The organism is Rosistilla ulvae (assembly GCF_007741475.1).
Lineage (GTDB): Bacteria > Planctomycetota > Planctomycetia > Pirellulales > Pirellulaceae > Rosistilla > Rosistilla ulvae.
This window is the reverse complement of the sequence record NZ_CP036261.1, coordinates 4961420-4973463: the sequence shown is the minus strand read 5'-3', so window position 1 is coordinate 4973463 and position 12044 is coordinate 4961420. Positions and strand designations below refer to the sequence as shown.

14 protein-coding genes are annotated in these 12044 nt (G+C 57.6%); 2 read left to right on the top strand and 12 right to left on the bottom strand.

All coding sequences use genetic code 11. The annotated features are described in order from the left end of the window. The first annotated feature begins 21 nt into the window (after positions 1–21). Both EC9_RS17550 and EC9_RS17545 read left to right on the top strand, forming a co-directional pair. A complete protein-coding gene (locus tag EC9_RS17550; RefSeq protein WP_145347216.1) occupies positions 22–471 on the top strand; it encodes a response regulator in 450 nt (149 codons plus the stop codon). Positions 472–539: 68 nt separating this feature from the next. Continuing rightward, complete coding sequence (locus EC9_RS17545; protein ID WP_145347214.1) at positions 540–1910, top strand: sensor histidine kinase; 1371 nt, start codon at positions 540–542, stop codon at positions 1908–1910. A gap of 42 nt (positions 1911–1952) precedes the next feature. Here the strand turns inward: EC9_RS17545 and EC9_RS17540 are convergent, their stop codons facing one another. The 12 genes from EC9_RS17540 to pduL all read right to left on the bottom strand — a co-directional run bounded on the left by EC9_RS17540 (position 1953) and on the right by pduL (position 12035). Further along, positions 1953–3725 carry an IlvD/Edd family dehydratase gene (locus tag EC9_RS17540; RefSeq protein WP_145347212.1) on the bottom strand — a complete coding sequence of 591 codons (1773 nt, stop codon included), beginning with the start codon at positions 3723–3725 and terminating at the stop codon, positions 1953–1955. 205 nt (positions 3726–3930) lie between these two features. Next, positions 3931–4866 carry a lactate/malate dehydrogenase family protein gene (locus EC9_RS17535; protein ID WP_145347210.1) on the bottom strand — a complete coding sequence of 312 codons (936 nt, stop codon included), beginning with the start codon at positions 4864–4866 and terminating at the stop codon, positions 3931–3933. A gap of 102 nt (positions 4867–4968) precedes the next feature. Continuing rightward, positions 4969–5841: a class II aldolase/adducin family protein gene (locus EC9_RS17530; protein ID WP_145288129.1), complete on the bottom strand. Its 873-nt coding sequence runs from the start codon at positions 5839–5841 to the stop codon at positions 4969–4971. Positions 5842–5893: 52 nt separating this feature from the next. Further along, complete coding sequence (locus EC9_RS17525; protein WP_145122487.1) at positions 5894–6178, bottom strand: EutN/CcmL family microcompartment protein; 285 nt, start codon at positions 6176–6178, stop codon at positions 5894–5896. Positions 6179–6200: 22 nt separating this feature from the next. Continuing rightward, positions 6201–6806: a hypothetical protein gene (locus EC9_RS17520; protein ID WP_145347208.1), complete on the bottom strand. Its 606-nt coding sequence runs from the start codon at positions 6804–6806 to the stop codon at positions 6201–6203. Between the two features lie 24 nt (positions 6807–6830). Beyond that, positions 6831–7094 carry a EutN/CcmL family microcompartment protein gene (locus EC9_RS17515; protein ID WP_145098582.1) on the bottom strand — a complete coding sequence of 88 codons (264 nt, stop codon included), beginning with the start codon at positions 7092–7094 and terminating at the stop codon, positions 6831–6833. 57 nt (positions 7095–7151) lie between these two features. Beyond that, a complete protein-coding gene (locus EC9_RS17510) occupies positions 7152–8600 on the bottom strand; it encodes an aldehyde dehydrogenase family protein (RefSeq protein ID WP_145347206.1) in 1449 nt (482 codons plus the stop codon). Positions 8601–8708: 108 nt separating this feature from the next. Next, positions 8709–9020: a EutN/CcmL family microcompartment protein gene (locus tag EC9_RS17505; RefSeq protein ID WP_145098576.1), complete on the bottom strand. Its 312-nt coding sequence runs from the start codon at positions 9018–9020 to the stop codon at positions 8709–8711. Positions 9021–9123: 103 nt separating this feature from the next. Further along, the gene (locus EC9_RS17500) at positions 9124–10305 is read right to left on the bottom strand and encodes an acetate/propionate family kinase (protein ID WP_145347204.1); all 1182 of its coding nucleotides are present in this window, start codon (positions 10303–10305) and stop codon (positions 9124–9126) included. Between the two features lie 84 nt (positions 10306–10389). Continuing rightward, the gene (locus tag EC9_RS17495) at positions 10390–10662 is read right to left on the bottom strand and encodes a BMC domain-containing protein (RefSeq protein ID WP_145098568.1); all 273 of its coding nucleotides are present in this window, start codon (positions 10660–10662) and stop codon (positions 10390–10392) included. Positions 10663–10926: 264 nt separating this feature from the next. Beyond that, complete coding sequence (locus tag EC9_RS17490) at positions 10927–11211, bottom strand: BMC domain-containing protein (RefSeq protein ID WP_145122492.1); 285 nt, start codon at positions 11209–11211, stop codon at positions 10927–10929. 104 nt (positions 11212–11315) lie between these two features. Next, on the bottom strand, positions 11316–12035 hold the full coding sequence (pduL, locus tag EC9_RS17485; RefSeq protein WP_145347202.1) for a phosphate propanoyltransferase: 720 nt from the start codon (positions 12033–12035) through the stop codon (positions 11316–11318). Positions 12036–12044 lie beyond the last annotated feature (9 nt).

Sequence of the window (12044 nt, the reverse complement as noted above, 5' to 3'; positions counted from 1 at the left end):
GAGCTTGGTTGAAGTGTTGAAATGCCTGTTGGGGTTGAAAAGTCCCGCTATCAGAACGACAGACTCTTGCGAGGAATACAAAATATGATCTCTGTGTTAGTTGTCGATGACAGCAAGTTCATGGCCAAGGTTTTGAAGACGGTGCTTTCGGACATCGGCTTCGACGTCGTTGGGCTTGGTGGAGATGGGGAAGAAGGGGTTCAGTTGTTCAAGCAACTGTCTCCCGATATCACTTTGCTCGACGTGACGATGCCAAACATGGACGGTTTGGAGTGTCTGAAAGAAATACGGGCGCACGATCCCGCCGCTAATGTTGTCATGCTGTCGGCGCTCAAGGACGAAGAGATTGTTCGGAAATGTCTGGAAGCTGGAGCGGGTGCGTTCCTGGAAAAGCCTATTCGTCGGCATTGCCCCGAGGATGAGCAGCGTCTCGTTTCTGCAGTCGAAAAACTCTTGGGGTACGCGGTGTGAACGATATACAACACTTAACGGACCACGCACGGGCGTTTGAAGAAATCACCGAACGAGTTCTCTTGGAGATGTTCGGGGTTTCCACATCGAATTGCTCCGATGTTTGTGAATCCAGTTCGCTCAAGACGAACAAAAATTTCATCGTATCGATCTATTATACGGGGACTGTGTTTGGTGAGTATGTGATCGCGATGGATGAAGAGACTGCGGCGCGGGTGATTGGGCTGGATGGACCGATTATTGAACAGACGCAGCCTGAAATTCGCGAGATGATTTGCGACGCGATTTCCGAAACGTTGAACACGATCGTTGGTGAAGCAATCGTTCAATTGCAGGGTTCCTACGCGAAGCTGACTGTGACTTCACCACGTGTCTATTTTGGTGAGGTCCGTTATCCACAGTTCCGCACCCGCAGCGCGACGTTGAATACCGATGTCGGCGAGATCGAATGCCATTTCTGTTTGGACCTGATGCGGCTAGACCTCGCGACCTCCTACGACGAAGCGATGGCTAGTTTGGTGGAGATCAACGGGAAACTGAAAGCGGCGAATCGGCATCTGGCGGAACAGCAGGCGCAGTTGGTGCATTCGGAGAAGATGGCGTCGATCGGTATGTTGGCGTCGGGCGTTGCGCATGAAATCAACAATCCTCTGTTTTTCGTCGATACGAATTTGAACGCCCTGTGCGACTATGTCCACGTGATTGAATCGACGATCTCGGACTATGAACAGTTGTGCGCGACGTTGTTGGACAGCGATGCCCCAGTGATCGGATCCGACGGCAATATGCTCAACGGAGCCGACGTGGCGCCCGATACACGCAACCAACAACGGGATATTAAATATGTGCTGAATGACACCAAGTTGTTGGTCCGCGAATCGCGGGACGGTGTGATTCGCATTAAGGATATCGTCAAGGGCCTTAAAGACTTTTCAAACCTCGACCGCAGTGGAATTGTCGATGCCGATCTGAACGCGATCGTCGTCAACGCCGTCAATATGATTCAGTCGACGCTCGATGATACGAGCAAGATCGAATTGAAGCTGGGGGAGATGGTTGCGCTGGCTTGCAACGCGGGTGAGATCGCTCAAGTCTGTTCGATCGTGATTCTGAACGCCGTTCAAGCGACGCCGCAGGACGGGCGTATTCGTGTCACCACGTCGGCTAGTGATTCCGAGTCGTGGTTGGTCGTCGATGATAACGGTTCGGGGATTCCAGCCGAAGAACTCGATCAAATCTTCGACCCATTCTTCACCACCAAACCCGAAGGGGAAGGGACGGGATTGGGACTGTCGATCGCCTACGGAATCGTCCGCACCCATGGCGGCACGATCACGGTGGAAAGCGAATTGGGCGTCGGAACCAAGGTGATCGTTCGCTTACCCAACGAAAGCGTTCAGGAAGAACTGGACGAAGCGGAATGCGATGCCTTCATTTGACATCGCCTTGACGTTTTGCACCCGAACCGCCACGCGGCACCTTTAGTGGCTGTGCCGCAGCGGTTCGTCGCCCAGGTTGCGATAGGCGGTTGCGAAATCGAGGCACGCCCCGTCGGACAATTGTCCGGTGTAGGTTCGCGATAGTTCTTCCCACGGCGATCCATTGATCAATTCAGGCGGCTGGTAAGCGTCGCGGCGGGCATGCAGTTCGTGTTCGCTGATCAATAGCTCGACGCGGCTGTTGTTCAAATCGAACCGGATCATGTCGCCGGTTTCCAATAACGCTAGGTTTCCACCGGCCAAAGATTCCGGCGAAGCATTCAAGATCGATGGACTCGACGAAGTTCCGCTCTGGCGGCCATCGCCCATCGTCGGCAATTCGGAGATCCCCGCGGCGATCATCTCGTCCGGCGGCTGCATGTTGACGACTTCCGCCGATCCGGGATATCCGATCGGTCCGCATCCGCGGATCACCAGGATGCATGAGTCGTCGATCATCAAGGCAGCATCGTTGATCCGGTCGTGATAATCCTCGGGCCCTTCGAAAACGATCGCTCTCGCGTCGAAGCAGTTTTCGTTGCCGGGCTCACACAGATAACGCTTGCGGAACTTGGCGCTGATCCCACTGGTCTTCATCAACGCTGCGTCGAACAGATTTCCCGACAAGACCATGAACCCGGCCTGAGGCATCAACGGGCTGTCAAACGGCATGATCACTTGGCGGTCCAGCGACTCGCGGCCGGCGATATTGTCAGCGACCGATTTTCCGGAGACTGTTTTGCAGCCGCCATGAATCCGGCCGGCTTGCAGCAGTTCAAGCATCACGGCCGGAACCGCGCCGGCGCGATGAAAGCCTTCGCCCAAGAAGTCGCCTGTCGGTTGGCAGTTCACCAGCAACGGAATCTCGTATCCGATCTCCTGCCAGTCTTCGACGACCATCTCCACGCCCATATGTTTGGCGATCGCTTGGATGTGCGGCGGCGCATTGGTCGAACCACCGATCGCTGAATTGACAACGACGACGTTCTCAAACGCTTCGCGCGTCATGATCTCGCTGGGCCGCAGATCTTCATGAACCATTTCGACGATTCTTCTGCCGGTCTGATACGCCATCTGGCCGCGCTGCCGAAACGGAGCGGGGATTCCCGCGCATCCGGGCAACGACATGCCAAGGGCTTCGGCGAGACAGTTCATCGTCAGCGCGGTCCCCATCGTGTTGCAGTGCCCCGGGCTGAGCGTGGTCGATTCGAGCATCATCATGAAGCCGTCGTAATCGATCTCGCCAGCGGCCAATCGCTTCCGCGCTTCCCAGATCACCGTACCGGCGCCGGCCAGTCGACCGTCCAGATAGCTGTCGACCATCGGTCCGCCGGAGAGGACGATCGAAGGAAGGTTGACGGTCGCAGCGGCCATCAATGCGGCGGGAGTCGTCTTGTCGCAACCGGTCGTCAAAACGATGCCGTCGAAGGGATAGCCTCGCATGATTTCAACCAAGCCGAGGTAGGCGAGGTTGCGATCGAGACCCGATGTCGGCCGTCGGCAGCTCTCTTGAATCGGATGCATCGGAAAGACAAACGGGATCCCGCCGGCATCGCGGATTCCGTCGCGAGCGCGTTCGGCGGTCTGCAGATGGATCCGATTGCAGGGAGAGATATCGCTGCCGGTTTGAGCGATTCCGATCAACGGACGACCGGATTGCAGTTCGTCGCGAGTCAGCCCGTAATTGAGATAACGCTCCAGATAGAGCGCCGTGATTTTGGGATCGCTGAGGTTATTAAACCAGTCTTCGCTGCGCAATCGCTTCTTGTCGTCCATGGTCGGCCCGCCGTTATGTTGTGGAACGCCGGCCCGAAATCACGAGGCCGACGCATCGGCCTCAATATACAAGAAATCGCCCCCGCTCGCTCCGTCCGAAATACCAGCACGAAGCGCTAGAAGGTGATTCCAGGATCGTCGCGCGGATCACTCGCTTGCACGTCGTGCTCGTAATGCGAAAGAGCGACCAACTGGAACCGGGCTACTAACCCACGCGGTTCAGGACAACTTCCAAGGTTTTGCGAAGTGCTGCACCGCTGGCTCGCAGGCCTTGAACTTCCTTTGGCCACAGATCGATCTCGTGGCGATCGACCACGCCGCAACGGCCGACAACTGTCGGGACGCTCAACGCGACGTCGCGGATTCCGTAACATCCCTCTTGGATGCTACTGACCGGCAGAACCTTTTGCGAATTCAAAGCGATCGATTCGATCACGTCGCGGATCGCGATGCCGACGGCAAAGCCAGCTCCGCCCTTGCGCTTGATCACTTCGGCGCCGCTTCCCTTGGTGCGCGTGAACAACTGGTTCGCCAGGTTCGGATTCCAACCTGGGTATTTGTCTAATGGCAGACCAGCGATCGTAGCACTCGACCAGATCGGCACCATGCTGTCGCCGTGCTCTCCCAAAATCAACGCCTTAGTCTGCGTCGGCGGTGCTTTCAGTTCAGCCGAGATCAGGCTGCAGAAACGGATCGTGTCCAACTGAGTTCCCAGACCGATCACCTTTTGCTTCGGCAAGCCCAAGCGATGGGCGGCGACGTAGGTCAGGATGTCGACGGGGTTCGAGACAACGACAACGATCGCGCCGTCCTTCAGGCCAGCCGCTTTGATCTGGTCGAGAATCGAAACAAACAGGTCGGTGTTGCGGTTGATCAGATCCAACCGCGATTCGTCTGGCTTGCGACGCAGCCCAGCGGTGATGCAGATCACATCACTCGATGGAATGTGTTCGTAGCCGCCGCCAACGATCACTTGATCGGCGACGCTAGGAGCACCGTGAGCCATGTCGAGCGCTTGGCCAACGGCCAGTTCGGCGTTGACATCCAGCAAGGCGATCTCGCGGACGATGCCGCCGCACTGCAGCGCGTAGCCCGCACAGGATCCAACCAAACCGCCGCCGCCAATAATCGATACTTTCATAATTCTTTCACCGTTCTGCGGGACGCAAATCGTGCGTCCGTTGGAGTTTCTGTTGTGTCGTTCTTGTCGTGTTGAATGTCTCGGTTCGTCGCTGCGTCGCGATTAGGCTTTGCCCATCTGACGCATGACTTCGGCGGTGATCAGTTTCACCAATTGCTCTTCGTCGACGTTCTTGCCAGCGGCTGCCGCAGGGGCTGCTCCGCCAGTCATGCTGCCGGCTGCGGGTGGAGCGTCGAACGCGCGACGCGAAACGCCGTTGGCTTCCCAGCTGTCGCGGAAGACATCGTTGGCGCAGATGTCACAGTTTTCGAACTCCTTGGTCAAACGCGGGTCGGTGAACCCCCATTTGTCCTTCAGTTCCAACAGTTCGCGCGACTTGTCGCCACTGAGGTATTGCACGTGTCCCAGCTGACGCGACAGCAACAGGATGCGGCAGTAGGCGTCCAGGATCTCGGTCCACCAGTAAGCCCGTTCGACGTTTTCGCCGAAGCTGACCGTGCCGTGGTTGGCCAGGATGATCACGTTACTCTTGTGGATGTACGGGATCACGGTATCGGCAAACGCTTGTCCGCCGGGAGTCTCGTATTTGGTGATCGGCACGTCGCCCAAGAAGACTTCGACTTCTGGCAGCACACATTGCGGGATCGGTTCGCGAGCGACGGCAAACGCGGTGGCGTGTGGCGGATGGCAATGCACAACGCTCTTCAGTTCGGGGCGTTGCTTGTAGATTTCCAAGTGCAGCAGGGCTTCGCTGCTGCGTTTCTTGTTGCCGCTCAACTGCTTGCCGGTCATGTCGACAACGCTGATGTCCTCAGGCTTCAAATAACCTTTGCAATGCATTGTCGGCGTGCAGAGGACTTCGTTTTCGCTGACGCGGACGGTGATGTTTCCGTCGTTGGCCGCGGCGAAACCCTTGGCATAAATCCGCTTTCCAATTTCGCAGATGTCTTGTTTGATTTTGTGGATGTTTTGCATGCTGGTCTTTGAAGGTTGCAGGGTGTGAGTGCTTGGCTTCGGAGAAGTCACGCTATTGGAGGTCGATATGGTCTAGGATCGCCGCGTTGTAAGCGTCGATGCATTTGATTTGCGGTTGGAAGGGTTGAGCCGCTTCGGGGCCCTCGGCCAAAGCGATCAGATCGCCATTGCCCGCTCCCAATTCGTCCCAAGTCACCAACAGTTCGGAGCCGCTGAAGTCGTCGCTGTCGATCTGCGCGATGTCGTCGACTGGCAACACGCATCGCAGCCGCGAACCGGCCATGGCCGGATGGCATCGGCTGAGCGTTACGCTTCCAATCACTTTGGCGATTCGCATCGGTCTTCCGTGGACGGGGTTTCTATTTTGTTATTCGCGTGGCGAGGTTGGTCGCCGCGATCACGTTCAGTCGCGTCATGTCCAGTACCCAAACATCGGGCTGCATCGCAGCGGCGACCGCTTGGACTTCGGTCAGCGATCCGACTTGAACCGCTTCGGCGCCGCTGCGACATAGATCGCAGACCACGCGTTGCGGCAGGTCGGCAAGCACGATCCGAGCCTCTTCGGCGACAACGATTTGCACTCCTCGACGCGTTCGGATGCCCAACTGCTTGGCAAACGCCGCACAGCGGTTGGAGCAATCGACGTCGGCGACAAGCAGCGCCGCAGGAGCGGCAACTGGAGTTCGCTGCGTGTTTGGTCTATCTTCGCGGACGATCTCGATCGACTGTGATCGCAACAGATCTTTGACCGCCGGAGTGATCACGGCGCGAGGAGCGACGGCGATTTCGGACTTTCCGTCGAGCCGTTTCTCCACGTCGGCCAATGCGATCACGGGGCGATCGATCAGGCACAGCCGCGTGTTGCCGCTGGCGACCGGTTGCGACTTTGGCGCCACGGCACCGGCGACCACTTCGCCGACAATGCGGCGAACGATGGCTTCCAGGTCGAGTGGCGTTGAAGTCATGTTGAATTGTTGTCTCTTGTCGATCTATCGTTGGTCGATGATGCCCATCGTGGTCCAGCGGGCGGGCGTGTTTTTGTCTTTGCCGATCAGGTCTTCCATGCAGCTGGAATCGCTAGTCAGCAGGACGGTATCGCCACGACTGGCACCCCAGCCGTCCAAGGTCAGCAACGGCGGGCCATCCGCCGAACCGTCCGCCATCAACGGTTGAACGATCAACAGCTTCTGCCCGACAAAGCTGGCGTGCTTAATCGTAGCGCGTGTCGTTCCGAGGACTTTGGCGGTTTGCAATGGACGAGCTTTGGAGTGTTTTCGATTTCAATCGGATGCAATAATTGCAGCCGTCGCTTAAACGTTTTTCGGGCTACCGACGACGTACAGGTTTTCGATGATGCTGCAGCGGCGTTCGCGAGTGAACGTTTGCGGCGTGGTCACCCCTTCGCCGGTCGGTCCCGCGATCGAGAAGCTCAAATAGCCTTCGCCGCCAAGTCCCAATCCGGCCATGCTGGCACCATTCTTCACGTACAGTGTGGTGTCCATCGCGCGGCCCATCTTGGTCATGTTCCGGACATCGCGGCTGTGGATCATGCTGGTGTGACGGAAGCCGTGTTCGCTCTCCTTAGCCATCGCAATCGCGTGGTCGACATCGCGAGCGCGGACAAAGGGGATGAAGGGCATCATCTGTTCGACGCCGACAAACGGATGCGAATAATCGGTCTCGCCAAAGGCCAGTTCGACGTCGGCGGCGACGTTCTTGCCCGCCGCGGCACACAACACGGCAGCGTCTTTGCCGATGAAGTCCTTGGCCGCAACTTGGTGTCGGTGTTCGCCTTCGCCAACCATCGCGATCGCTTGCGAGGTCAGTCGATCGATCTCGGCCGAGTTCAATCGCGCTGCGCCGGCGCGTTCCATGGCGGACATCATCGCGTCGAAGACCTGTTCGACGACAAAGACTTGCTTTTCGGCGATGCACAACAGATTGTTGTCGAACGCTCCACCTTCGATGATGCAGCGAGCGGCGCGATCCAGATCGGCGGTCTCGTCGACGACGACGGGAGGATTTCCAGGGCCCGCGACAACGGCTCGCTTGCCGCTTTTCAAGGCCGCTCGAGCGACAGCGGGTCCGCCGGTGACGCAGATCAGTCGGACATCGCGATGCGAGAAGATCGCGTCGGCGGTTTCGAGAGTTGGTTCGGCGATCACGCAGATCAGATTGTCGATCCCCAGGTCGTTGTAGATCGCTTCGTTGAAGCGGCGAACGCCTTCGGCAGCGACTCGTTTTCCGCTGGGGTGTGGGTTGACGACAACCGTGTTTCCGCCAGCGATCATGCTGACGGCGTTGCCGGTAATCGTGGGCAGCGAGTGGGTGACGGGGGTGATCGCACCGATCACACCAAAGGGAGCGCGTTCGATGATCGCTAGACCTTTGTCGCCGCTGAAGGCTTCGGTCTTGATCATCTCGATCCCGGGAGCGCGTTGGCCCAAGGTCAACAGCTTGGCGATCTTGTGTTCCAGGCGACCGATCTTGGTCTCGTTCATCTCCATCGTCCCCAGCTCTTCGCTCTGGTCGATCGAGATCCGGCGAATGTGGTCGATGATCCGGCCACGCTCTTCGATGGTCCGTTCGGTCAGCTGCAGGAACGCTTCTTGCGCCGCGGCGACCGCTTCGTTGGCATCATGGAAAACGCCGTGCCGTCCGCTGTAGCCGCCGCCACCATTGTGGATCGGCGGTGGCGAACCCACTTCGGCCAATACCTGGGAGACGACTGAGCGGATGAGGTTTTCGTCGTATTGCATAAGAGCGTCGTGGGATTGTGGGGTGTCGTTTCAAGTGGTTCGTTCGTCGGGAGAACGAAGCCTGTTGTATGTCGTGAGGCGCACATTCGCGGGGCGAAAGGAGACCTTCTATTCGTCTCGCTTGTAGACGTTTTGCTTTTCAATGTGGACCGAATCGACGATGCCGATGATCACGCAATCGATCGGCAAGTGTTTCGTTTCGGGAGTCAATCGAGCGCTGCTGCCTTGGACAATCAGCACGTAATCCCCTTCACCCGCCCCCAAGGTATCGCAGGCGATGAAGGTCCGTCCGGTGGTCGTCAACGACTTCCGCTGGTCGGGTTCCAATCGATAGGGTTCGACGATCAACAGCTTGTGTCCGGTCATCGAAGCGACCTTCTGCGTGCTGACGACGGAACCGGTAACTCGTGCGATAAACATGGGTAAACTTCGTTCGGGTCACAGGCGGGTGCCTGTGTTTTGCGTTGTGCCGGGATCGTTCGTTTAATTCTTGTCCGATGTTCGCTGCGTCGATTGCGGTTGCTTATTTGCCTAGCAATTCGACACACTTGCGAGCGACCACCAGTTCTTCGTTGGTTGGGATTCTCCAGATCTGCGTGCGGCTGGTTTCGCTGTGGACCGCCATTTCACCTTCGGCGACGCCGTTTTTGACGCGGTCGATGGCAATCCCCAGGTCTTCCAAACCCTCACAAACTTTGGCGCGGATCTCCGCTCCCTTCTCTCCAATTCCGCCGGTGAAGACGATCGCGTCGGCTCCGCCTAACAGAACCAATAGCCCGCCCATCATGCGGCGAACTTCCGAAACGTAAACATCCAACGCCAATTGGCAATCGGCGTCTCCTTCGGCGGCACCCGCTTCCAGATCACGCATATCGCCACTCTTGCCGCTCAATCCCAACAGGCCGCCTTCGTTAGCCAGCTTGTTCAGGACTTCGGTCAGCGACAGCCCGGTCTTTTCCATGATCAAGGGGATCGCAAATGGGTCGAAATCGCCGACACGGTTGTTTTGCGGTAAACCGGTCTGCGGGCTCATTCCCATCGTGGTCCCGATGCTCTTGCCATCGCGGATTGCACACAAACTGCTACTGCCACCCAAGTGACACGAGATCACGCGGCTGGCACCAGGAATCAATTCCGCCGTTCGCATGGCGATGTATCGATGACTGTTGCCGTGGAACCCAAAGCGACGGATGTGGAAATCATCCGACCATTGTTTTGGGATCGCGTAATAACGCTGGGCGTCGGGAGTCGTTTGGTGGAAATCGGTTTCAAAGGCTGCGATCAACGGAATGTTTCCGCCGGACAAAGCCAGTTGTCGCATGGCGGCAACGTAAGGCGGGTTGTGCGCCGGAGCGACGTCCCGCATCTCTTCCATCGCTGCCAATACTTCTTCGTCGATCCGATAGACGCCGCTGAACCGTCCGCCATGTACCGCCTTGAACCCAATCGCATCCACTTCATCGGCCGATTTGATGCAGCCGTGTTCGGGATCGGTCAACTGTGCCAAGCAGGCTTCGACAGCGACTCCGTGGTGCGGAACCGACATCGTGCGTTGATCTTTCCAGTCGCCGATTTCGACCGTGCAGGACGATTCGGGCGAACCGATCCGATCGACCGCGCCGCGAGCGAGCGTGGTTTCATCGGACATTTCGATCAACTGATACTTGAAACTCGTAGATCCGAGATTTGCGACTAAAACCTTCATGGCAACAGGGTCGTCCGTGGTCGTGGGTACTGGTTGTTAGGAACGGGTGGGAGTCATCGGGTCGCGGCAGCGATCGCCGGTCGACTACTTGTTGATGAACGCTTCGACCAAGCCTTCGCTGGGGCGAGCGATCACGTGGCTGCCGACCAATTCGCCGACTTGAGCTGCCGCGGCAGCACCCGCTTCGACGGCTGCGCGAACGCTGCCGACATCGCCGGTGACGACGGTCGTGCAGAACGCACCACCGATGTCGATGCGTTTGGTGATTTCGACGTTTGCCGCTTTGGCCATCGCGTCGGTAGCTTCGATCAGGGCCAACAAACCCTTTGTTTCAACAAGGCCAAGTGCTTGATTCATCTTATTTTCCAAGAAAGTTTTTTGTGAAGGAGCGGTTGCGGATGCAGTTTTGGTTACGGCGGTGCTTGTCGTCGCAGCCGTCGTTCGTCGAGCGGGCTGCTTGGCAGCAGTGCCGCCAGCCGGTTTGGATTCGGTCGCGGGAGTGCGAGTCGAAGTCGTTTTCTTTTTTGCCATGGGAAGCTTGTCCGGTGGTTAGCGTAGTTGTGCGGCAGACCTTAACGGTCGACGCAACGCTCGTCAGGCGAGGTCGCCCAAACGAACGGCTCAGCCACCAACCTTGAGAACCTTGCCCAAGTCGTCGTGTGGACGTGGGATCACCTGAACGGCAACCACTTCACCCACGCGACCGCCCGCTGCGGCACCCGCATCGGTTGCGGCTTTCACTGCGGCAACATCGCCGGTGACAAACGCGGTAACCAAGCCGCTGCCGACTTTGTCCCAACCGAGGAAAGTGACGTTGGCGGATTTCAACATCGCGTCGGTCGCTTCCATCATGGTGATAAAACCCTTCGTCTCGATCATACCGAGCGCTTCGTTAATCTTTGCCATCTAATTGGTCTCTGGAGGGAGGGAGGGAATTTGAAATCGAAAATTCGAAAGTTGAAATCGGGTGTTGTCGGAACGGCGGTGCCGCCGAACCGGGTGGACGGAATTTAGTGAGCCTTGCAGCCACATCCGCCGCCGCTGGGGATCAATTCGATCTTGGTGGCGCTGTCGAGGTTGCAAGCGTTTCCTTCATCGGTGTCGATGTGAACTTCCAGCTTGCTGGTATCGTCGGCGCGAACCAACACGTCGCTCATCGTGATCGTGCACTGTGGGCTGGTGATCTTCAGATCCATGAAGTCACCCTTTTTGACGCCAAAATACTGGGCGTCGCTTTGATTCATATGAACGTGTCGGGCGGCGCGGATCACGCCTTTGTCCAACTGGATCGTGCCAGCGGGACCAACAAGTACGCAACCGGGAGTGCCTTCGATGTCGCCGCTGTGACGGATCGGAATGTCCAACCCCAGCGAAATCGAATCGGTGAACGCCAGTTCGACTTGGCTGAAGGGACGCGTCGGGCCCAGCACGCGAACGCTTGGCAGCATCCGCTTCTTGGGGCCGATGATCATGACAGTCTGTTCCGCGGCGAAGAAGCCGTCTTGGTACAGATCCTTCATAGGCGTCAGCGTTGCGCCTGGGCCAAACAGCGTTTCGACATGTTCATCCGACAGATGAACGTGCCGCGCCGAGATGCTGACGCGAAGGTTCGGTTTGCCATCGACCCAACCGGGAGGTTGAGCGGCCGATGTCGAATCGTTGTTGACGATCGCGCGAACGGCGCGGCGAACCAAGGCTTCGATCTGTGCGTTGTCTAAAGATTGTGTCATGGGCAGTAG